We start from the raw sequence: 20,337 nt of genomic DNA, 5'->3' as shown, positions 1-20,337 counted from the left end.
GGATCCTCGCGCTTGGAGCCTTTACAGACCTTCACGGCTGGCGCGCTTGCGCTCATGCTCTTTCAGGAAGCGCTTGCGCAGACGCACCGACTTCGGCGTGATCTCAACCAGTTCATCGTCCTCGATGAACTCGACGCCGTATTCCAGCGTGAGTTCGATCGGGGGCGTGATCTTGATCGCGTCTTCCTTGCCGGAGACGCGGAAGTTGGTGAGCTGCTTGGTACGGGTGGCGTTCACCACCAGGTCATTGTCGCGGTTGTGGATGCCGACGATCATGCCTTCGTACACCGGATCATTGGCCTTCACGAACATGCGGCCGCGGTCATCAAGCTTGCCCAGGGCGTAGGTGAAGATCTCACCGTCGTCCATGGAGATCAGCACGCCGTTCTTGCGGCTGGCGATGTCGCCCTTGTGCGGCTCGTAGCTGTCGAAGATGTTGGAGATCAGGCCCGAACCGCGGGTGAGATTCAGGAACTCGTTGGAAAAACCGATCAGACCACGGGCCGGGATGCGGTACTCCAGGCGCACGCGGCCACGGCCGTCCGGCTCCATGTTCACGAGTTCACCCTTGCGCTCGCCCAGAGCCTGCATGACACCACCCTGGTGCTGCTCTTCGATGTCGGCCGTCACCATTTCGATCGGCTCACAACGCTCACCGTTGATTTCCTTGAACAGCACGCGCGGCTTGGAAACGGCCAGCTCGTAGCCTTCACGGCGCATGTTTTCCAGCAGGATGGTCAGGTGCAGTTCTCCGCGACCGGACACTTCGAAGATGCCGTCTTCGTCGGTTTCCTTCACGCGCAGGGCCACGTTGTGCTGCAGTTCCTTCTGCAGGCGGTCCCAGATCTGGCGGCTGGTCACGAACTTGCCTTCGCGGCCGGCCAAGGGGCTGGTGTTGACGCAGAAGTTCATGGTCAGCGTGGGCTCGTCTACCTTGAGCATGGGCAGCGGAGCCGGGTTGGCAGGGTCCGTTACGGTCACACCAATACCGATCTCTTCGATACCGTTGATCAGCACGATGTCGCCAGGGCCGGCTTCCGGTGTCTGCATGCGGTCCAGACCCTGGAAGGTCAGCACCTGGTTGACGCGGCCCTTGATGGACTTGCCATCCGGCCCTTCCATGACGAGCACGTCCTGCATGGGCTTCAAGGTGCCCTGGCTGATGCGGCCCACGCCGATGCGCCCCACGAAGGTGGAGAAGTCCAGCGCCGAGATCTGCAGCTGCAGAGGCGCCTTGGGATCACCCGAGTTCGCTGGCACGTGCTTCAGGATGGTATTGAACAGGGCCGACATATCGGGACCCCATTGCTCGCCGGGTGCGCCTTCTTCCAGCGAAGACCAGCCATTGATACCGGAGGCATACACCACGGGGAAGTCGAGCTGCTCGTCGGTGGCGCCGAGCTTATCGAACAGGTCGAACGCAGCATTGATCACCTTGTCGGGGTTCGCACCGGGCTTGTCCACCTTGTTCACCACCACGATGGGGCGCAGGCCCAGGGCCAGCGCCTTCTTGGTGACGAAGCGGGTTTGGGGCATGGGGCCTTCCTGGGCGTCGATCAGCAGCAGCACGCTGTCCACCATCGACAGGGCGCGTTCCACTTCGCCACCAAAGTCCGCGTGTCCGGGCGTGTCGACGATGTTGATGTGGGTACCTTCCCAGCTCACGGCGCAGTTCTTGGCCAGAATCGTGATGCCGCGTTCCTTTTCGATCGCGTTGTTGTCCATCACGGTGTCGACCACCTTCTCGTGTTCCGCGAAGGTACCGGACTGGCGCAGCAGCTGGTCCACCATGGTGGTCTTGCCATGGTCCACGTGGGCGATGATGGCGATGTTGCGAATTTGTCGGCTCATAAAGTCCTCTTTCAGTCGATTTCTGTCAATTCCTGTTGGGTGAGGGTCTCACCAATCTCTGCGGGGCTCAAAAGGCGCACCGGAATCAGTTCTCCGGCCTTGGTATGCGCCGTGCCCAGTAGCGCATGGGGTTTGTCCGCGAACACCATCACGTGTTCAGCATCTTTAAAGTCTCCGCGGCGGCGCATCCCACTGAGGAACTTGGCCGCGTTGTCGTTATCCAGTACCAGTTTCTGGTATCCCTGCAGCAGGGTTTCCACCGGCTGCAGCATGGCCAATCGCTGCTCCTCCGCCATGGCTTCCAGCGCCTCCACGGTCACCGTTCCGGCTTCGGAAAACGGCCCGGTAGCCACGCGACGCAGGTAGGTCAAATGGCCACCGCAGCCCAGCGCTTCACCGATATCCTCGCCCAGGGTACGGATGTACGTTCCCTTGCTGCACGTCACCCGCAAACGCAGGCTCGGCGCATCGCCCTGCAGCTGCATCTCCAGCAACTCAAGGTCATGAATGGTCACGTTGCGGGGCTCGCGCTCCACTTCCACGCCATCGCGCGCATACTCATACAAGGCCTTGCCGTCCTTCTTCAAGGCACTGTGCATGGGTGGCACCTGGGCGATCGGCCCGGTGAACCGATCCAGTACCTCGACCACTTGGCCTGCCGAGCACGTCACGGGCCGGGTAGCGAGCACCTCACCTTCCGCGTCTGCGGTACTGGTCTTCACACCCAGACGCACGACGGTTTCATAGGTCTTGTCCGCATCCAGATGGATTTGACTGAATTTGGTGGCGGCACCAAAACACAATGGCAGTACACCACTGGCTAGCGGGTCCAGCGTCCCGGTATGGCCCGCCTTCTCCGCGCGCAACAACCATTTGACCTTCTGCAAGGCCTGGTTGCTGGAAAAACCCAGTGGCTTGTCGAGCAACAGCACCCCATGCACGGGGCGCCTTGCAACCCGGGTACGTTGACCCCCACGCTCCTTCACTGCGTGCAATTCGCTGCCCCCCAAGGGGGCCTTCGCACCTTGGGGCGGCCCTGCGGTGCTCATGGCTAGCCTTCGCTGTCCTTGGCGCGGGAAGCGACGGCGCGCGCAATCAGCGCGTTCATGTCGGCCGCACGCTCGGGCGTCTGGTCGAAGAGGAAATGCAGCGTCGGCACGGTGTGGATGTGCAGACGCTTGAACAGGCCGTTGCGCAGGAAGCCAGCGGCCTGGTTCAGGGCCTCGGCCGTCTCCACCGGGTCCCCCACCAGCAGGCTGAAGTAGACCTTGGCGTGGGCGTAATCCGGCGTGACTTCCACGCCCTGCAGCGTAACCATACCCACGCGGGGGTCCTTCAGCTCGCGGGCGATCAAGTCCGTCAGATCGCGTTGGATCTGGTCGGCGATGCGGAAACCGCGATTGGGGGTACTGGACTTCTTGCGCACGAAAAGGACCTATGGATTACAGCGTACGAGCCACTTCCTTGATTTCGAAGAACTCCAACTGATCGTTTTCCTTGATCTCGTTGTAGTTCTTTAGCTTGATACCGCACTCGAAGCCTTCCTTGACTTCGCGCACGTCGTCTTTCATCCGCTTCAGGGAATCGAGTTCGCCGGTGTAGATGACGACATTGTCGCGCAGCAGGCGGAAATGCGCGCTGCGTGTGACGAAGCCACTGGTGACCATACAGCCAGCCACGGTACCGATCTTCGAGGCGACGAACACGGTACGGATTTCCGCAGTACCGATGACTTCTTCCTTCTTGTCCGGAGTCAGCATGCCCGACATGGCGGCCTTCAGGTCGTCCACGGCGTCATAGATGATGTCGTAGTAGCGGATATCCACACCATTGGTTTCGGCCAGCTTGCGTGCACCGGCATCGGCGCGGGTGTTGAAGCCGATGATGACAGCCTTGGAGGCGATCGCCAGGTTGATGTCGGATTCGCTGATGCCACCGACTGCGGCGTACACCATCTGCACCTTGACTTCGTCGGTCGACAGCTTGAGCAAGGAGGAAGCAAGCGCTTCCTGCGAACCCTGCACGTCGGCCTTGATGATGATGGGCAGCGTCTTGACGTCGCCCGAGGACATTTCGGAGAACATGTTCTCCAGCTTGGCTGCCTGTTGCTTGGCCAGCTTGGTGTTGCGGAACTTGCCAGCACGGTAGGTCGCGATCTCGCGGGCGCGGCGCTCATCGGCCAGCACCATGAACTCGTCACCGGCCTGGGGTACTTCCGTGAGACCCTGGATCTCGACCGGAATGGACGGACCAGCCGACTCGATACGGCGGCCGTTCTCGTCCAGCATGGCGCGCACACGGCCATAGGTCTGACCAGCCAGCACCACATCACCGGCCTTGAGCGTACCGGACTGCACCAGTACCGTGGCGACCGGGCCACGGCCCTTGTCGAGCTTGGCTTCAATCACCAGACCCTTGGCCATGGCATCGACCGGTGCCTTGAGTTCCAGCACTTCGGCCTGCAACAGCACCTGCTCCAGCAGTTCGTCGATGCCCATGCCCGTCTTGGACGAAACCGCCACGAAGGGCGACTCACCACCGTATTCTTCGGGCACCACTTCCTCTCCCACCAGCTCCTGCTTCACGCGCTCGGGGTTGGCATCGGGCTTGTCGGCCTTGGTGATCGCCACCACGATGGGAACGCCAGCTGCCTTGGCATGCTTTACGGCTTCCTTGGTCTGGGGCATCACGCCGTCGTCGGCGGCACACACCAGAATCACGATGTCGGTCGCCTGGGCACCACGCGCACGCATGGCGGTGAAGGCCTCGTGACCAGGGGTGTCGAGGAAGGACACCATGCCGCGCGGGGTTTCCACGTGGTAGGCACCGATGTGCTGGGTAATGCCACCGGCTTCCCCGGCAGCCACCTTGGCGCGGCGGATGTAGTCCAGCAGCGAGGTCTTGCCGTGGTCAACGTGACCCATCACGGTCACCACCGGTGCACGCGGCAGAGCCTCCGCCTGCTGGCCGGACACCTCTTCGTCGGTAAACGCTTCGGGGTCGTCCAGCGCGGCAATCACGGCCTTGTGACCCAATTCCTCGACCACGATCATGGCCGTATCCTGGTCCAATGGCTGGTTGATGGTGACCATCTGGCCGAGCTTCATCAGCTCCTTGATGACCTCGGATGCCTTGATCGCCATCTTGTGGGCCAGCTCGGCCACCGTAATGGTTTCCGGCACGTGCACTTCAATGACACGCGCCTCGACCGGCGCTGCCTGGTTGCGGTTGTCATCACGCTCGCCATGGCGCTTGCCCTTGGGGCCTGCGCGCCAGCTGCCACGGGCATTGGCTGAACCGGCGTCACCGCCACGGGTGGGAATGCCTTTCTTCTTGCCAGGCTCACCAGCCCAGCTGCTGGACAGCTTGGAGGCCTTGACTTCCTTGCCAGCACCACCCGCGGGAGCGGCGTCATTGCCGAAGGATTTCGCAGGCTTCGCTGCGGTAGTGCCTGCTGCAGGCTTGTGCAGCGTGCCCTTCTTGGCCTCGACCTTGGGCTCTTCCTTCTTGGCCGGAGCAGCCACTTTCTTGGCCGGGCCCGACATCATCTGGCGAATGGCCGCTGCTTCTTCCTCGGCCTTGCGGCGTCGTTCGCTGAGCTCGGCGGCGCGCGCCTGCTCTTCGGCGGCACGGGCCTTGGACTCGGCAAGGGCCTTTTCGGCGGCAGCTTTTTCGGCCGCAACTTTGCTGGCTTTGGCGTCCGCCTGTGCCTGCTCCTGGGCCTTGGCACTGGCTTCTTCGGCCTCCGAGGCCGGCTGCTGCTCGGCCTTGGCTTTCTGCTGAGCCGCCTTCTCGGCGCGCTCGGCCTCTTCCTTGGCCGCGGCTCGCTGGGCTTCCTCGGCCTCGGCTGCACGTGCCTTGGCTTCCTGCTCCTCGCGCTCTCGGCGACGTTGCGCCAGTTCTTCTTCCTGGCGACGGATCAACTCAGCCTGGCGACGTGCCTCTTCCTCACGACGCTGCAATTCGGCCTGGTCGATGACCGGAGCCGCAGCAGTGGTCGAAGCCGCTGCGGGGGCCTCTGCACCCTGCTCGGCGTCGTCGCGGCGAACGAACGTGCGCTTCTTGCGCACTTCCACCTGGATAGTACGGGCCTTTCCAGTGGCATCGGCCTGCTTGATCTCGGTCGTCTGGCGCTTGACCAGCGTGATCTTCTTGCGCTCCGGGCTTTCGGTTCCGTGGCTGGTCTTCAGATAGTTCAGCAGGCTGTGCTTGTCGCCATCGGTCAGGACATCACTCGCAGCAGATTTCTGCACCCCGGCGGCGCGCAACTGCTCCAACAGGGTATCGGTGGATTTTTTGAGTTCAACAGCAAACTCGGCAACGGTCGTACTAGACATATCTTTTAGAAACCTTTGATGAGAATCCGCCCCGTCAATCGGTCAGCGGATCCACGAAAAACCTAGGAAGCCATGGGTGTGCCCTGCGTATTAAGCGGCATCGCCCGTGAACCAGTGTTCACGCGCCTTCAGAATCATGGCCTTGGCCTCGTCGGCGCTCTGACCGGTGATATCGGTCAGCTCGTCGACGGCCAGGTCGGCCAGATCGTCGCGGTTGTGGATACCAGCATCGGCCAGCTTGGCCACGATGTCGGGCGTCATGCCTTCGAGGTCACGCAGTTCCAGCGACAGCTCTTCGACATCTTCCTCGCGGGCGATTTCCATCGTCAGCAGGGCATTCTTGGCGCGCGAACGCAGTTCCTGCACAGTTTCCTCGTCCAGGGCTTCGATTTCGAGCATTTCTTCCAGCGGCACGTAGGCCACCTGCTCCAGGCTGGTGAAGCCTTCTTCGATCAGCAGGTCGGCGATTTCTTCGTCCACATCGAGCTTTTCCATGAACAGCGAACGCACCTCGCCCGCTTCGGAGTCTGCCTTGGCGGCCGATTCCGCGGCATCCATGATGTTGATCTTCCAGCCGGTCAGGTCAGACGCCAGACGCACGTTCTGGCCACCGCGACCGATGGCGATCGCCAGGTTTTCCTCGTCCACCACCACGTCCATGGCGTGCTTTTCTTCATCCACCACGATGGACTGCACGTTGGCAGGGGCCAAGGCACCGATCACGAACTGGGCTGGGTCTTCGCTCCACAGCACGATATCGACACGCTCACCAGCCAACTCGGTGGTCACGGCGTTCACGCGGCTGCCACGCACACCCACGCAGGTGCCGATGGGGTCGACGCGCTTGTCGTGCGACAGCACGGCGATCTTGGCACGCGAACCGGGGTCACGGGCGCAGGACTTGATCTCCAGCAGGCCTTGCTCGATTTCAGGCACTTCCTGGCGGAACAGCTCAATCATGAATTCAGGCGCCGAACGCGACAGCAGGATGGGCGCGCCACGCAGGGTCAGGTCCACTTCCATGATCATGGCGCGCACGCGGTCGCCAGAACGCAGGTTTTCCTTCGGGATCATTTCCGAACGGCGCAGACGGCCTTCGACACGACCGCTTTCGACGATCACGTCACCCTTGTCCATGCGCTTGACGGTACCGACGAAAATTTTCTCGCCACGCGACATGAAGTCATTGAGCAGCATCTCGCGCTCGGCGTCGCGGATCTTCTGCAGGATCACCTGCTTGGCAGCCATCGCTCCGATACGACCGATCGGCACCGACTCCACCGGCTCCTCGATGTACTCATCCACCTCGATATCGGGAATCTGTTCCTTGGCTTCGAACAGCAGGATCTCCTGGTCAGGCAGCTGCAGCCCAGCCTCGTCGGGCACCACGTGCCAGCGGCGGAAGGTGTCATATTGGCCGGTGTCACGATTGAGCGCAACGCGGATATCCACATCACCGGCGTACAGCTTCTTGGTCGCCTGGGCCAACGCCGCTTCCACGGCACCCATCACCACATCCAGCTCCACGTTCTTCTCACGTGAAATAGCCTCGACCAGCATCAACAATTCGCGATTCATGCCATCAATCTCCTGAACACACTATTCGAAAATACGCTTAAAACCATTCGCCACATCACGCGGCGCGTCCCTTGAAATTCACCACCGGCGCCAGACGCGCCTCCTTCAATTCATCCAACGCAAACCCCAAGGCCTGCAAAACTGGCGCCGCGCGCTTCTTGCTCACCCGCACACCGGGCTTGGGTGCCGGCTCGTCACTCCAGACGATCTGCCAAGCCACCGCACCATCAGCACCTTCCAGGCGCTCCAACGTGCCGCGAAACTTCTTGCGGTTGGCACTGACCTGACCACCGGCAGCCGCACCCATGGGGGCTTTGAGGGTGATGTCGATCTCATGACCGACAAAACGCTCGAAGTCCGCCACATGACGCAGGGGCCGATCGATGCCGGGCGAGGAAATTTCCAGCCGCTTGTAATCGACGCCATCCACTTCCAGCGCAAACTGCAACTGGCGATTGACCTTCTCGCAGTCTTCCACCGTCACAAACTGTTCCGGCAGTGCAGGTACGCCTTCCTGAGGCTTTTCCCACGGGATGTCGATGGTGATGCGCAGCAAGCCGCCCGCCGACCGATTGACCTCTACCAGGTCGTACCCCAATCCGCGTACTGTCTGTTCAACAATGTCCTGCAACGCCACGTTTGCCACCCCAGCTAAAACCGTTTGACCAAAAAAAACGGGCGGTAATTACCCGCCCGTTTGGTCGTGAAGGCTCGGATTGTACCCAAAAATCAGCGAAAGGTGTTGATTTTCAAGGCTTTTACGCAGTGGAATTGAGCAATTCGCGGGTGTATTCGTGTGCCGGCGTGCCAAAAACCTGCTCCAGCGGCCCCGATTCAAGGATTTTGCCGTCCCGCATCACGGCCACCTCGTGCGCCATGGCCCGCACCACACCCACATCATGGGTGATGAGCAGATAGCTCAAGCCTTCTTCGCGCTGGAGCTGTTGCAGCAACTCCAGTACCTGGCGTGCCATGGTGGCATCGAGCGCGCTGGTGGGCTCGTCCAGCACCAGTACCTGCGGTTGCACCACCAGCGCCCGGGCCACGGCAATGCGCTGGCGCTGCCCGCCGGAGAATTCGTGCGGGTAGCGCTCCAACAAGGCCGGGAACCGCTCTTCGGTCAGCCCGACCCGCTCAAGCACGGCCACCACCTGGGAACGCCGCTGTGCGGGGCTCAGGCCCAGGAAGTGCACTTCCAGCCCTTCGCCCACGATCTCCCCCACCGTCAGGCGCGGCGAGAGCGAGGAAAACGGGTCCTGAAACACCACCTGCATCTGCCGGCGCAGCGCCAGCGCATTGTCCCGGCCCCAGGCTTGCCCCCCCACCGCCACGTCTCCCGCAAACGGCAACAGGTTCAACAAGGCCAGGGCCAGTGTGGACTTGCCCGAGCCGGATTCGCCCACAATGCCCAGCGTCTGCCCCTGACGAACCACCAATTCAGCCCCCTGCACGGCCACGAACTCGCCTTTGGAAAACCAGCCACGCCAACCGGGGCGTGGCACCGGGTAGGCCACGCGCAAGCCCTGTGCCTGCAGGCGCACTGAGGCGGAATCCGAAACCGGCGCCACGTCGCGGCGGGGGGCGGCATCGAGCAGGCGGCGCGTCACATCATGCGCAGGCTGCTGCAGCACCTGCGCCACCAGCCCCTGTTCCACAATGTGGCCGCCGTCCATGACCGCCACCTGGTGGGCGAAGCGGCGCACCAGCGGCAGGTCGTGCGAAATCAGCAGTACGGCCATGCCGTGGTCCTGCTGCAGCCTAGCCAACAGGTCCAGTATCTGCACCCGAAGCGTCACGTCCAGCGCCGTAGTGGGCTCGTCGGCCAACAGCAATTTGGGCTTGCAGGCCAGGGCCATGGCGATCATGGCGCGCTGGCGCTGCCCGCCCGAGAGCTGGTGCGGGTAGGCATTCAGGCTACGGGCGGGTTCCGGGATGCCGACTTCCGCTAGCAATTCCGTAGCGCGTTGCGCACATTCTGCGGGGGCCAGGCCCATTTTCTGCTGCAAGACCTCGGTAATCTGGCGGCCAATGGTGAACAGGGGGTTCAGGGCCGTCATGGGCTCCTGAAACACCATGGCAATGTCGCTGCCACGCACCGCCTGCCACTGCCGGTCGGTGTTCTGCAGCAGGTCGGTTCCCTGCACCCCGCCCCAGCGGGCCTGGCCCGACACGCGGGCGCCCTGGGCCAGCCCCAGCAGGCTCAAGGCCGTGAGCGATTTGCCCGAACCGGACTCCCCCACCAGCGCCAGGCGCTGACCGGCATGCAGGTCGAAGTCGATGCCGTGCACCACTTCGTGCGCGCCGAAGGCAATGCGCAGGCCGCGGACCTGCAGCAAGGGCTCGGCGGTGTTGATCTGTGTGTCTGCCATGTCAGTCCACCGCCTTGCGCGGGTCCAGCGCGTCGCGCAGCGCGTCACCCATCAGCGTCAGCAGCAACAGCGTGAAGGCCAGCACGAAAAAGGTGGCGAGCGAAATCCACCAGGCGTCGATGCTGCCCTTGCCCTGCGACAGCAACTCGCCCAGCGAGGGTGTTCCCGGCGGTACGCCCAAGCCCAGAAAGTCCAACGAGGTGAGCGCCAGGATGGCCCCGCTCATGCGAAATGGCAGGAAGGTCACCACCGGGGTGAGGCTGTTGGGCAACACATGGCGGGTGATGATGCGCCAGTGCGACACGCCCAGGGCCCGGGCCGCCCGCACGTAGTCCAACTGGCGGTTGCGCAGGAACTCGGCGCGCACGTAGTCACCCAGCCCCATCCAGCCAAACAGGCTCAGCAGCACCAGCAGCAGGCCCACGCTGGGCGAGAGCACGGCGCTGAAAATGATGAGCAGGTAGAGCTCCGGCATGGAGCTCCAGATTTCGATGAAGCGCTGGAACAGCAGATCGGTACGCCCGCCGAAATAGCCCTGGATGGCCCCCGTGATGACACCCAGAACCACACCCGTGAAAGTGAGCGCAAAGGCAAACAGCACGCTGACCCGAAAGCCGTAGATCAGCTGCGCCAGCAGGTCGCGCCCACGGTCGTCGGTGCCCAACCAGTTCTCGCTGGACGGTGGTGCCGGGTTGGGACTGGGCGCGAAGTAGTTGAGCGTCTTGGCGCCGTAGCGGTTGGGGGCAAACAGGGCCCAGTTGCCCTCCTGGCGCAGCTGCTGCTGAATGAAGGGGTCGAGGTAGTCGGTGGGCGTGGCAAAGTCGCCGCCGAAGGTGGTTTCCGGGTAGTCGTGGGTGAGCGGCCAGTACCACTGCCCCTGGTATCGCACCACCAGCGGGCGGTCGTTGGAGATGAGCTCAGCCCCCAGGCTCAGCAGCACCATGGCGCAGAAGATCCACAGGCTCCACAGACCGAGACGGTTCTTGCGGAAACGCGCCCAGGCCCGCCGCGCGGGGCTGGCTCCCAGGGGGCGCACGGGTTCAGTCGAATTTGACACGCGGGTCCACCCAGGCGTAGCAGAGGTCGGACACCAGCTTGGTGACCAGACCGATCAAGGTAAACAGGTAGAGCGTGCCCATGACCACCGGGTAGTCGCGCCGGATCACGCTCTCGAAGCCCAGCAGGCCCATGCCGTCGAGCGAGAACAGGGTCTCGATCAGCAGCGAGCCGGTAAAGAAGGCGCCGATGAAGGCCGCCGGAAAGCCGGTGACGATGGGAATGAGCGCATTGCGCATCACATGCGTCCACAGCACTCTCGTCTCGCTGAGGCCCTTGGCGCGGGCCGTCAGCACGTATTGCTTGCGGATCTCTTCCAGAAACGCGTTCTTGGTAAGCATGCTGGTCACGGCAAAGCTGCCCAGCACCATGCTGGTGACCGGCAGCGTGATGTGCCACAGGTAGTCCACCACACGCGCACCCCAGGACAGTTCATCCCAGTTCGCCGAGGTCAGGCCGCGCAGTGGGAACCACTGCAGTTGACCGCCAAAGATGACCAACAGTGCTACCCCCAGCACGAAGCCCGGAATGGCATAGCCCAGCATCACCAGCCCGGTGGTCACCAGATCGAACCGGCTGCCCGCGCGCACCGCCTTGGCCACCCCCAACGGCACCGCCACGAGGTAGCTGATGAAGAAGGTCCACAGCCCCAGGCTCATGGACACCGGCAGCTTTTCCCAGATCAGCCCGGCCACGTCGCGGTTGTGGAAGAAGCTCTTGCCCAGATCAAAGCGTGCGAACTGGCCCAGCATCTGCCAGAAACGCTCGGCAGGCGGCTTGTCAAAGCCGTACAGCGCCTTGGCTTGCTCCAGGCGCTTGGGGTCTACCCCCTGCGCGCCGCGGTAGGCCAGCGCCCCCGTATCGCCGCCGCCGGTGCCAGCGCGCGCCTCGGCCAGGTACTGCTCCACCGGCCCGCCGGGCACGAACTGGATGACGACAAAGGTGAGCAGCAGCACGCCGAACAGCGTGGGCACCATGAGCAGGAGGCGTTTGAGGATGTACCAGAACATGGCTTACGGTCTTTTCATTTCCGGCTTGGCCCACCAGGTTTCCATGGCCCAGCCTTCGGCCTGCGCATAGGGCGGCATGGCCTGCGGGCGCTCCAGCCGCCAGGCGTTGTAGGCCACGCGGTGCGTGGGGGCCGACCACTGTGGAACCAGAATGTGGCTGTGGGTGATGACGCGATCCAGCGCCCGGCAGGCGGGCAGCAACTCGGCCTTGGTCTTCGCGCCCACGATGCGGGCCACCAGCGCGTCCACCGCCGGGCTTTGGATACCGCTGTGGTTGCCCGAATCTTCCTGGTTGGCGGCCTTGGAGCCGAACAGGTCGGCCAGCTCGGCACCGGGGTTGTGTGAGCCCTGGTAGGCCAGGCTGGTGATGTCGAATTCGAACTTCTGCAGCCGCTGCTGGTACAGCGCAAAGTCGACCGGGCGGAACACCAGCTCCACCCCGATCTTTTCGAGGTTGCGTACCCAGGGCGTGACCACGCGGGCACCGGCCTCGTTGCTGTCCAGGTATTCCAGCCGCAGGGGCTCCCCTTTGGCATTGCGCAGCGCGCCGTCGCGGTATTCCCAACCGGCCTCTTTCAGCAGCGCCTGGGCCTGGCGCAGGTTGGCGCGCAGGCTGCTATCGCCATCGGTGCGCGGTGGCGTGGCCATGGCTCCGAACACGGCCTGCGGCAGCTGCGCCTTGTACGGTGCCAGCAAGGCCTGCTCCGCGGCATCCGGGGTGCCGCTGGCCTGGCAATCGGTATTGCCGAAGATGCCCTGCACACGCGCGTAGGCGTTGTAGAACAGCTGGCGGTTCATCCACTCAAAATCCAGCGCCAGCCCCAGGGCCTGGCGCACGCGCAGGTCCTGCAGCAGCGGGCGGCGGGTATTGAGCACATAGCTCTGGAAACCGCTGGGCAGGCGGTGCTGGAACTCGGCCTTGACCAGCTCGCCGGTGTTGAACTTGCGCCCCGTCACGCGCCGGGCCCAGTCACCGGCCGAGAAGAAACGCATCAGGTCGAACTCACCCGCTTTCAGGGCCTCCAGCCGCGCCGTGTTGTCCTTGTAGATCTTGACCGTGATGCGGTCAAAGTTGAACTGCCCCTTGCGCACGGGAAGGTCTTTGGCCCAGTAGTTCACATCACGCACATAGGTGATGTCCTTGCCGAAGCGCGTGGGACCAATGCGGTAGGGGCCGCTGCCGATGGGGATGTCCATCACCACTTCATTGAAAGGCTTGGCCTTACCCCCTTCCTCACCCCAGCGGTGGCTGAACACCGGCAGGCCGCCCACCGTGAGCGGCAGCTCGCGGTTGGGCTTCTTGAAGCGGTAGCGCACGGTACGCTCGTTCACCACGTCCACACCCGCCACATCCTCCAGCGCCGTGCGGTAGCCCGGTGACACATGCGGGCCGTTGAGGGTATCGAAGCTGTGCTTCACGTCTTTCGCCAGCACCGGGTCGCCATTGTGGAAACGAGCTTGCGTGCGCAAGGTGAACTCGGCGCTGAGGCCGTCAGGAGCCACGCGCACGTCCTGCGCCAGCAGCCCGTAGGCCGACGCGGTTTCGTCCGCAGCGCCGGCCAGCAGGGTGTCGAACATCAGGCCGGACAGGTAGGCCGGCGCCGAGCCCTTGATGGTGAAGGGGTTGAACTTGTCGTACGTGGACACGCGCAGGTTGCTCACCATGCGCAGCTCGCCGCCCTTGGGCGCGGCTGCGTTCACGTAGTCGAATTGGGCAAACTGCGGCGGGTACTTGAGCTCGCCCCACAAGGCATACCCATGCGAGCCCCAAGCCGGCCCGGCGGAAATGGCCGACAGGATGGTGAAGGAATGCAGCAATCGACGCATGCGACAATTCTGCCTTACGTCAAGTATTTGAATGAGGACAACATGGGTTTTTTGACAGGCAAGAAGTTTCTGATCACCGGCGTACTTTCCAACCGCTCCATCGCCTACGGCATTGCCAAAGCCTGCCACGAGCAAGGCGCTGAACTGGCCTTCAGCTACGTGGGCGAGCGCTTCAAGGACCGCATCAGCGAATTTGCTGCCGACTTCAACTCCAAGCTGGTGTTCGACTGCGACGTTTCCAGCGACGAGCAGATCGACAAGATGTTTGCCGACCTGGCCGTCCACTGGCCCAAGTTTGACGGCTTCGTGCACAGCATCGGCTTTGCCCCGCGTGAAGCCATTGCCGGCAACTTCCTCGACGGCCTGACCCGCGAGAACTACCGCATTGCCCACGACATCAGCGCCTACAGCTTCCCCGGCATGGCCAAGGCCGCCCTGCCCATGCTCAACGAGAACGCCTCCCTGCTGACCCTGAGTTACCTGGGTGCCGTGCGCGTGGTGCCCAGCTACAACACCATGGGCCTGGCCAAGGCCTCGCTCGAAGCCTCGGTGCGTTACCTGGCCGAAGCCGTGGGTGAAAAAGGCATCCGCGCCAACGGCATCAGCGCCGGCGCCATCAAGACCCTGGCCGCCAGCGGCATCAAGGACTTCGGCAAGCTGCTGGCCATCTCGGCCGGTGCCTCGCCCTTGCGCCGCAACGTCACCATCGAAGAAGTGGGCAACGTCGCCGCCTTCCTGCTCAGCGACCTGTCCTCCGGCATGACCGGCCAGATCGCCTACGTGGATTGCGGCGTGTCCAACTCCGCCGTATCGGTGGTGGAGGGCTGATTACCTTTCAAAACTGACGCCAGCCCGCATGGAATATGCGTTACTAGCTAGAAATTTGATAGCGAAAGCCTGCTGAACCGGGAACGGTGGCAGGCTTTTTCATTGGCCTCTTCCAGAATCAGACAGCACCAGTTCAGCCCAAAGCAGCGTGCCCTTCAAACAGCGCAACCTGGGGTCGCATGCCCTCCACCACGGCCTCAAACAGTTGCTTGATGCGGGGCACGTGGCGCAGGTCCACGCGGGTGAGTAGCCACAGGTCGCTGCGCCACGCCTTGGGCGGAGTCGGAATCACGCGGCAGATGCTGGGCTCCAGATCACCGAGGTAGCAGGGCAGCACGGCCAGCCCCGCGCCAGCCTTGACCAGGTTCAACACGTTGACGTGGCTGTTGGTGCGCAGCACAGCGTTGGCGTCCAGACCTTGCTGGTGCAGCCACTTGGAGGAATCCAGGTGGGCAAACGTGTCGTCACCAGCCACCCAGGGGAAATCGGCCAGGTTGCCGGGGGTGGCACCACTGATCTTGCGTGAGCGGTACACCGTGGACTCGATGCGGCACAGTCGCCGTGCCACCAGCGGGTCTGCGGGACGGCCTCCGGCTCGGATGGCCACGTCGACCTCGCCTTTCAGAATGTCTTGCTGCACCGTGGAAGTGTTGATCAACAGCTGCACGCCGGCCTGGCGCTGGTAGGCACTCAGCACGGGTGCGAGGGCTGCATGCATGAGGGTGTCGGTGGTGGTCAGCCGCACCACCCCACCCGGCCAGGCCGCACGCTTGCCGAGTTGCCGTGTTGCGCAGGCCAACTCGATTTCCATGTCGGCAGCAACCTGAAACAGCTCCTGCCCGGCATCCGTGAGCGCGTAGCCGGCCCGGCTGCGCGCAAACAAGCGCACCCCAAGCTCGGCCTCCAGCGCGCCCAGGCGACGAAACACGGTGGCATGGCTGACCCCCAGCTTGTCGGCGGCTGCGGTCAGCGACCTGGCACGACCAATGTGCAAGAAGAAACGCAAGTCGTCCCACGAGTTGGGGCTTTGGGTCATGGTGGTCTAACACGGAATGGGATGTCGATGGCTTGCAATTCTGACATGCCAGTTTGCACAGTTGCAGATACGAGAAGCCATCCTGCGACCTAGACTGCGCGGCTCATTTCACACGCTTCGAGCGCAACCTGCCATGACCAAGCCAACGACCACCCCTGCCCGCTCCAGCACCGGCGCCGCTTCCGACTTCGACTTCTTTGTCGGGTCGTGGAAGGTACAGCACCGCCGCCTCAAGGAACGTCTGACTGGCTGCCAGGAATGGGAGGCGTTTGGGGGCAGCTCCACCATGCAAAAGCTGCTCGCTGGCCATGCCAATGTAGACGACAACCTGATCCACCTGCCCGACGGTGACTACCGGGCATTGACCATCCGCAGCTTTGACGCAGCCAGCGGCTGGTGGTCGATCTGGTGGCTGGATGGACGCCATCCCGGGCGGCTCGACGTTCCCGTGGTGGGCGGCTTCCAGGACGGCAAGGGGTATTTCTACGCCGACGACACGCTCAACGGCCAGCCCATTCGTGTGCGCTTCCTGTGGACGCAGTGCTCCGAGCGGGGGCAGCCCCGCTGGGAGCAGGCGTTTTCCACCGATGGAGGCATCAGCTGGGAAGTCAACTGGGTGATGGACTTCCACCGCACCAATGGCACTGCAGGCGCAACGACATGCCCGTAGTCGAAATACGTAGCTACCGGCTCAATCTGGGCAGCCGGGATCGCTTCCACGAACTGGTCTGCCAACAAAGCCTGCCCCTGATGCTCGAATGGGGCATGGACGTCGTGGATTTGGGCCCCTCGCTGCACGACGCGGACAGCTATTTCCTGATGCGTGCTTACCATGATCTGACCCACCTGCAAGCCACCCAGGCTGCGTTCTATGCCAGCTCCGCCTGGCGCAACGGGCCACGGGAAGCCATCGTGGCGATGATCGCAGCGGACAGCAACGTGGTGTTGGCGTTGAGCCCAGACCGCATCGAGGCCTTGCGCAACCGATCCATCGTCAGCCGGGGAGCGCACCCCGAATGACAGAGACGCTAGACCTTCTGGGCACTATTGCCAAGGAAATATGCCCCTATCCATTACAAAATATGAACACGAAGCTATATATTCGATAGCAAAAGCAAATGACTTGGCGAGTGCCGCTGGCCTTGCAGGCCTCTACGCCGACTCTAAATCCACCAGGGTCAGTGCATGGCCTGCGCGGCAATTTCCAGCGAGCGCAACCGCAGTGCAGGGTCGAAGATGTCGCAGACCAGCATGAGCTCGTCGGCCTCGGTGGTGTCGGCAATCTTGCGCAGTTGCTGCGCCACGGTTTGCGGCCCGCCAATCACGGCCATGGCCAGGAAGTCGGCGATGGCCGCGCGCTCCTGCGGCTCGCGCGACTCCAGGTAGCCGGCTACGGGCGGCTGCAGCGCGCGACGCTCACCACGTACGATGCCCGAGACCCGCTGGTAGATGCTGGTAGCCAGGAACTGGGCCTCGTCGTCGGTCGTCGCGGCGATCAGCGGCACACCCACCACCACGCGCGGCTTGGACAGCACGGCGGAGGGCTGGAAGGTGCTGCGGTAGATGTGCAGTGCCTGCATGAGCATGCGCGGGGCGAAATGCGAGGCAAAGGCATAGGGCAAGCCGCGCAGCGCTGCCAACTGGGCCGAGAACAGGCTGGAGCCCAGCAGCCAGATGGGCACGTGCGAGCCCGCCCCCGGCGAGGCCACCACGCGCTGCCCCGGCTGGGGCTCACCGAGCAGTTGCTGCAGTTCGGCCACCTCGCGGGGAAAGTCTTCTTCCGTTTCCACCCGGTTGCGGCGCAATGCGCGCATGGTCAGCGGGTCGGTACCCGGCGCCCGCCCCAGCCCCAGGTCGATGCGGCCAGGGTACAGGGCTTCCAGCGTGCCAAAGGCTTCCGCCACCACCAGGGGCGCGTGGTTGGGCAGCATGATGCCGCCCGCCCCCACGCGAATGCGCTCGGTGCCACCCGCAATGTGCCCGATGAGCACGGCGGTGGACGAACACGCCAGCCCCGGCATGTTGTGGTGCTCGGCCAGCCAGTAGCGGGTGAATCCGAGGCGCTCGGCGTGTTGTGCTGCCTGCAAGGCGGTGGCAATGGCTTGGGACACGGTGCTGCCCTCGCGCACGGCGACGAGGTCCAGCATGGAGAGTTGGGGTTGGGGCATGGGGGGATTATCGAAGCGCACCCCATTCAGGGCACGCCACGGGGCTATCGCGGACGGGACACAATCGGGGCATGAGCGCCTACCACCCCTACCTGAGCGAGACCGAAGCCCCCACGCGCGCCGAAGTAGATGCCCTGCCCGGCCTGACCGTGCTGGAATTCGGCACCAACTGGTGCGGACACTGCCGCGCCGCCGAGCCGGCAGTGCGGCAAGCGCTGGCCCAACACACCGTATGGAACCACCTCAAGGTGGAAGACGGCCCGGGCCGGGCATTGGGACGCAGCTATCGCGTCAAGCTCTGGCCCACGCTGGTGCTGCTGCGCGATGGCCAGGAAGTTGCGCGCCTGGTGCGCCCTACCCAGGCTGCCGAGGTTGCCGCAGCTTTGGCTGGCGCCTGAGGCAGCACCTGCCTTCGCCATATGGGCAAGCGCCCTACTTCTTGCGTTTCTTCGCGCTTTTCTCGCCAGAGCCCTTTTTCTCAGTGGGCTTGGAAAGGTCGGCGTTCAGTTCGGCCTCCAGCCGCTCACACACGGTGCGCAGGATCTTCACCCGGGCATAGTTCTTGTCGTTGGCTTCCACCAGCGTCCACGGGGCGTTGCCGGTGCTGGTGCGCTCCACCATGTCGCAGATGGCCTGCTGGTAGGCGTTCCACTTTTCGCGGTTGCGCCAGTCTTCCTCGGTGATCTTGAAGCGCTTGAACTCCACCTGCTCGCGCTCCTGGAAGCGGCGCAGCTGTTCGTCCTGGCTGATCTGCAACCAGAACTTCACCACCACCACACCCGCGTCGATGAGCTCGTGCTCGAAGTCATTGATCTCGGTATAGCCCCGCAGCCAGTCGGCTTGCTTGCAGAAACCCTCCACGCGCTCCACCAGCACCCGGCCGTACCAGGTGCGGTCGAAGATGGCGACATGGCCCTTGCGCGGCAGGTGGCGCCAGAAGCGCCACAGGTGGGGCTGGGCACGTTCTTCTTCGGTGGGGGCGGCAATGGGAATGATCTGGAACTGGCGCGCGTCCATGGCTGCAGCCATGCGCCGGATGGCTCCGCCCTTGCCGGCCGCGTCGGCCCCTTCGAACGCACACACCAGCGAGCGGCCCTTGAAACGCGGGTCGCGCAGTAGCTCGGACAGGCGGCCCTGCCACTTGGCCAGCTGCGCCTTGTAGGTCTTGTCGTCCAAGGCCAGGCCCATGTCCAGCTCAGACAGCACGTTGCGCCCGTCCGGGTCCACGCGCACCAGCGGGGCCACCGGGCTGTCCTGGTTGTCTCCCGTGGCCAGCTTGGCCTGGAGGGCGGCCAGCAGGGTCTGCCCCACGGTGAGGCTACGGTAACGGTCGTCGGTGCCCTCCACCACAATCCATGGCGCCCACGGCGTGTTGGTGACGCGCAGCAGGTGCTGCGACACGTCCATGAGCTTGTCGTAGGTCTTGAGCCGGTCCCAGTTCCACTGGGTGACGCGCCAGGCGGTCTTCGGGTCGCTCTGCAGTTCGCGCAGGCGCTTTTCCTGGGCGTCCTTGGTCAGGTGGAACCAGAACTTGAGCACCAGTGCGCCTTCATTGACCAGCATGGCCTCGAAGCGGTTGATCTGCTCGGCCGTGGCGTCCAGCTCCTTCTGGCTGATGAGCCCTTCGATGCGCTTGCGGATGGGGTCGGAATACCAGGAACCCGCGAAGATGCCCACCCGACCCTTGGGCGGCAGGCTGCGCCAGTAGCGCCACATCACCGGGCGTTCGCGCTCCTCGTCGGTAGGCTCGGAAAAGGCCAGCGTCTGCAGGAAGCGCGGGTCCATCCACTCGTAGAGCACATTGATGGTCTCGCCCTTGCCAGCGCCGTCCTGGCCGCTGATGAGCACCACCACGGGAATCTTCTTGCCTTCCAGCAGCTTCACCTGGGCCTGCAGCAGGCCCGCGCGCAAGGCGGGAATGGCAGCGTTGAAGGTTTTCTTGTCGATGCGATGGCCGATTTCGGCAGACTGGAACACGGTAGCCTCCTGTGCCCGCGCGGGGTTGTGGGTTCTGGGATGTGGTGCTTAGACCGGCAGGGTGCCGCTGGAAACCATGCGCCGCGCCGTGGCGACCGCAATGAAGCAATCCTGCGAGCTCATGTCGGGGAAGTGTTCCTTGAGCGCCCGGTAGGCAAAATGCTCCTGCGACTGCCCCGCCCATTGCTGGCTGGCGTCGAAATAGGGGCGCAGCACCTCAAAAACCAGCACAAAACGCTGGCGTAATACCGGATTGCTGCGGCGCTCGGTCTGCTCGCTGTCATACATCATGGTTTTCGC

At 63.5% G+C, this 20,337-nt stretch carries 18 protein-coding genes; 4 read left to right on the top strand and 14 right to left on the bottom strand.

The annotated features are described in order from the left end of the window. Positions 1-21: 21 nt before the first annotated feature. From typA to RQP54_RS10710, 10 genes are all read right to left on the bottom strand, one after another. Positions 22-1,851, bottom strand: coding sequence for a translational GTPase TypA (gene typA, locus RQP54_RS10755; protein WP_315678274.1), 1,830 nt, complete (start codon positions 1,849-1,851; stop codon positions 22-24). 11 nt (positions 1,852-1,862) lie between these two features. Next, on the bottom strand, positions 1,863-2,900 hold the full coding sequence (gene truB / locus RQP54_RS10750; protein WP_315678273.1) for a tRNA pseudouridine(55) synthase TruB: 1,038 nt from the start codon (positions 2,898-2,900) through the stop codon (positions 1,863-1,865). 2 nt (positions 2,901-2,902) lie between these two features. Beyond that, complete coding sequence (rbfA, locus tag RQP54_RS10745; protein WP_315678272.1) at positions 2,903-3,277, bottom strand: 30S ribosome-binding factor RbfA; 375 nt, start codon at positions 3,275-3,277, stop codon at positions 2,903-2,905. Positions 3,278-3,293: 16 nt separating this feature from the next. Beyond that, positions 3,294-6,188 carry a translation initiation factor IF-2 gene (gene infB, locus RQP54_RS10740; RefSeq protein ID WP_315678271.1) on the bottom strand — a complete coding sequence of 965 codons (2,895 nt, stop codon included), beginning with the start codon at positions 6,186-6,188 and terminating at the stop codon, positions 3,294-3,296. A gap of 90 nt (positions 6,189-6,278) precedes the next feature. Beyond that, positions 6,279-7,766, bottom strand: a complete 1,488-nt coding sequence (gene nusA / locus RQP54_RS10735) for a transcription termination factor NusA (protein ID WP_315678270.1) — start codon at positions 7,764-7,766, stop codon at positions 6,279-6,281. A 55-nt stretch (positions 7,767-7,821) separates the two neighbouring features. After that, a complete protein-coding gene (gene rimP / locus RQP54_RS10730; protein ID WP_315678268.1) occupies positions 7,822-8,403 on the bottom strand; it encodes a ribosome maturation factor RimP in 582 nt (193 codons plus the stop codon). Positions 8,404-8,524: 121 nt separating this feature from the next. Beyond that, positions 8,525-10,135, bottom strand: a complete 1,611-nt coding sequence (locus RQP54_RS10725) for a dipeptide ABC transporter ATP-binding protein (RefSeq protein WP_315678267.1) — start codon at positions 10,133-10,135, stop codon at positions 8,525-8,527. 1 nt (position 10,136) lies between these two features. Next, complete coding sequence (locus RQP54_RS10720) at positions 10,137-11,192, bottom strand: ABC transporter permease (protein WP_409997554.1); 1,056 nt, start codon at positions 11,190-11,192, stop codon at positions 10,137-10,139. Continuing rightward, positions 11,176-12,201, bottom strand: a complete 1,026-nt coding sequence (locus tag RQP54_RS10715; RefSeq protein WP_315678265.1) for a microcin C ABC transporter permease YejB — start codon at positions 12,199-12,201, stop codon at positions 11,176-11,178. The genes RQP54_RS10720 and RQP54_RS10715 overlap by 17 nt, the downstream gene beginning before the upstream one ends. Before the next feature lie 3 nt (positions 12,202-12,204). After that, the gene (locus tag RQP54_RS10710; RefSeq protein ID WP_315678264.1) at positions 12,205-14,028 is read right to left on the bottom strand and encodes an extracellular solute-binding protein; all 1,824 of its coding nucleotides are present in this window, start codon (positions 14,026-14,028) and stop codon (positions 12,205-12,207) included. A 42-nt stretch (positions 14,029-14,070) separates the two neighbouring features. On the opposite strand from RQP54_RS10710, the gene fabI reads away from it, so the two are divergent. Beyond that, positions 14,071-14,856: an enoyl-ACP reductase FabI gene (gene fabI / locus RQP54_RS10705; protein ID WP_315678262.1), complete on the top strand. Its 786-nt coding sequence runs from the start codon at positions 14,071-14,073 to the stop codon at positions 14,854-14,856. 133 nt (positions 14,857-14,989) lie between these two features. On the opposite strand, the gene RQP54_RS10700 is transcribed toward fabI, so the two are convergent. Then, positions 14,990-15,892: a LysR family transcriptional regulator gene (locus tag RQP54_RS10700; RefSeq protein ID WP_315678260.1), complete on the bottom strand. Its 903-nt coding sequence runs from the start codon at positions 15,890-15,892 to the stop codon at positions 14,990-14,992. Between the two features lie 133 nt (positions 15,893-16,025). Here RQP54_RS10700 and RQP54_RS10695 point away from each other — a divergent pair, with 133 nt between their 5' ends. After that, positions 16,026-16,562 (top strand): DUF1579 domain-containing protein, encoded by a 537-nt coding sequence (locus RQP54_RS10695; RefSeq protein WP_315678259.1) that lies wholly within the window; start codon positions 16,026-16,028, stop codon positions 16,560-16,562. Beyond that, complete coding sequence (locus RQP54_RS10690) at positions 16,553-16,912, top strand: NIPSNAP family protein (protein WP_315678257.1); 360 nt, start codon at positions 16,553-16,555, stop codon at positions 16,910-16,912. Before RQP54_RS10695 ends, RQP54_RS10690 begins: the two co-directional genes overlap by 10 nt. A 158-nt stretch (positions 16,913-17,070) precedes the next feature. Here the strand turns inward: RQP54_RS10690 and RQP54_RS10685 are convergent, their stop codons facing one another. Further along, a complete protein-coding gene (locus RQP54_RS10685) occupies positions 17,071-18,060 on the bottom strand; it encodes an LLM class flavin-dependent oxidoreductase (protein WP_315678256.1) in 990 nt (329 codons plus the stop codon). 71 nt (positions 18,061-18,131) lie between these two features. Between RQP54_RS10685 and RQP54_RS10680 the strand changes: the two genes are divergently transcribed. Next, positions 18,132-18,458, top strand: coding sequence for a thioredoxin family protein (locus tag RQP54_RS10680; RefSeq protein WP_315678254.1), 327 nt, complete (start codon positions 18,132-18,134; stop codon positions 18,456-18,458). 34 nt (positions 18,459-18,492) lie between these two features. On the opposite strand, the gene pap is transcribed toward RQP54_RS10680, so the two are convergent. Further along, positions 18,493-20,037, bottom strand: coding sequence for a polyphosphate:AMP phosphotransferase (gene pap, locus RQP54_RS10675; protein ID WP_315678253.1), 1,545 nt, complete (start codon positions 20,035-20,037; stop codon positions 18,493-18,495). A 48-nt stretch (positions 20,038-20,085) separates the two neighbouring features. Then, entirely contained in the window at positions 20,086-20,328 is a 243-nt protein-coding gene (locus RQP54_RS10670; protein WP_315678252.1) for a hypothetical protein, read from the bottom strand. Positions 20,329-20,337 lie beyond the last annotated feature (9 nt).

Source organism: Curvibacter sp. APW13 (assembly GCF_032337135.1).
Classification (GTDB): Bacteria; Pseudomonadota; Gammaproteobacteria; order Burkholderiales; family Burkholderiaceae_C; genus Allorhodoferax.
Note: the sequence above shows the minus strand (reverse complement) of the source record. Positions and strands in the feature narration are given on the sequence as shown.

What these genes read in the sequence shown, in the direction of transcription:
- RQP54_RS10690 (WP_315678257.1), top strand. Translation starts at nt 16,553, where the DNA reads ATGCCCGTAGTCGAAATACGTAGCTACCGGCTCAATCTGGGCAGCCGG.
- RQP54_RS10695 (WP_315678259.1), top strand. Translation starts at nt 16,026, where the DNA reads ATGACCAAGCCAACGACCACCCCTGCCCGCTCCAGCACCGGCGCCGCT.
- RQP54_RS10710 (WP_315678264.1), bottom strand. Translation starts at nt 14,028, where the DNA reads ATGCGTCGATTGCTGCATTCCTTCACCATCCTGTCGGCCATTTCCGCC.
- typA (WP_315678274.1), bottom strand. Translation starts at nt 1,851, where the DNA reads ATGAGCCGACAAATTCGCAACATCGCCATCATCGCCCACGTGGACCAT.
- infB (WP_315678271.1), bottom strand. Translation starts at nt 6,188, where the DNA reads ATGTCTAGTACGACCGTTGCCGAGTTTGCTGTTGAACTCAAAAAATCC.
- RQP54_RS10715 (WP_315678265.1), bottom strand. Translation starts at nt 12,201, where the DNA reads ATGTTCTGGTACATCCTCAAACGCCTCCTGCTCATGGTGCCCACGCTG.
- nusA (WP_315678270.1), bottom strand. Translation starts at nt 7,766, where the DNA reads ATGAATCGCGAATTGTTGATGCTGGTCGAGGCTATTTCACGTGAGAAG.
- RQP54_RS10680 (WP_315678254.1), top strand. Translation starts at nt 18,132, where the DNA reads ATGAGCGCCTACCACCCCTACCTGAGCGAGACCGAAGCCCCCACGCGC.
- RQP54_RS10670 (WP_315678252.1), bottom strand. Translation starts at nt 20,328, where the DNA reads ATGATGTATGACAGCGAGCAGACCGAGCGCCGCAGCAATCCGGTATTA.
- RQP54_RS10700 (WP_315678260.1), bottom strand. Translation starts at nt 15,892, where the DNA reads ATGACCCAAAGCCCCAACTCGTGGGACGACTTGCGTTTCTTCTTGCAC.
- fabI (WP_315678262.1), top strand. Translation starts at nt 14,071, where the DNA reads ATGGGTTTTTTGACAGGCAAGAAGTTTCTGATCACCGGCGTACTTTCC.
- RQP54_RS10725 (WP_315678267.1), bottom strand. Translation starts at nt 10,135, where the DNA reads ATGGCAGACACACAGATCAACACCGCCGAGCCCTTGCTGCAGGTCCGC.
- RQP54_RS10685 (WP_315678256.1), bottom strand. Translation starts at nt 18,060, where the DNA reads ATGCCCCAACCCCAACTCTCCATGCTGGACCTCGTCGCCGTGCGCGAG.
- truB (WP_315678273.1), bottom strand. Translation starts at nt 2,900, where the DNA reads ATGAGCACCGCAGGGCCGCCCCAAGGTGCGAAGGCCCCCTTGGGGGGC.